Below are 912 nucleotides of genomic sequence, written 5' to 3'. Positions count from 1 at the left end.
CGCGATCGACGCATGATGTTGCGTACCAGCTTGCCGGTGACGCCCTCGAATTGTTCCCCGGGCTTCAATGAGTGGATGGAGATGCCACGGTGTTCGAGCTCCTCGATCGTTTGGAGGATATGTAGCACTGTGCGGCCGAGACGGTCGAGGGAGGAGACCGTGATGGTGTCGCCGCGTCGAGCTACTTTCAGCAGAGCATCAAGTCCTGGCCGGGTCTTGAATTTGCCACTGATTTTGTCTTCGTAGATCCGGTCATCGGGAATCCCAAAATCGTGCAGCGCCTTGGTCTGCCGTTCGTACGACTGCTTCAGACTCGACACTCGCCGGTAGCCGAAGGCATAGTGTTCCGGGGCTGGCTCGATGCCGTTTCTCTTCGTCATCGATTCAGCGTATCGCTTCTACGTTCGTGATGCTTCTTTTGATACATGTATCTTGTGCTATCTTTTCACGCTCAAAGAAACACTATTCGCGACAATGCGCAGCGTCTCAACTTCCATGGATTCGAGACACACACACATTCCGCCTGTCTTGCACAGATTGAACTATTAGTTCAATGTGGCGTGGCTTGTGAATTAGTCGAATACCCAACGCTACGGGGTGCGTGGTGTTCGGCAACGCGTTTGTGAGGAGCATAATGAGTTTGAGTTGTCGCTCTAAGGAGTGCGCTTGACGGATTACTCAGCGGCGCCCTCTCTGTCAACCTTGGATAAGGCACCGGGATCGTCCCGAATAGTGTCGTAGAGGGCGGGGAAGGAGTTCCCCTTGACGAACGCAGTGATGACAGGACCCGGCTTGACCGGGCAGGCTGTAGGGATGGAAGATGTTCCCGATCCCCAGGTTCCCGAGCGTGCTCGGCGGCGAACCTATACCGCCAAGTACAAGCGCGACATTCTGACCGAGTACGARGCTTGA

General features: G+C 55.0%; 1 protein-coding gene. It reads right to left on the bottom strand.

The features are described 5' to 3' along the window. Positions 1-380: recombinase family protein (locus tag JF66_RS21280; protein WP_197059545.1), on the bottom strand; the 380-nt coding region annotated here is incomplete at its 3' end. Positions 381-912: the final 532 nt, after the last annotated feature.

Source organism: Cryobacterium sp. MLB-32, assembly GCF_000738085.1.
Taxonomy (GTDB): domain Bacteria; phylum Actinomycetota; class Actinomycetes; order Actinomycetales; family Microbacteriaceae; genus Cryobacterium.
Note: the sequence above shows the minus strand (reverse complement) of the source record. Positions and strands in the feature narration are given on the sequence as shown.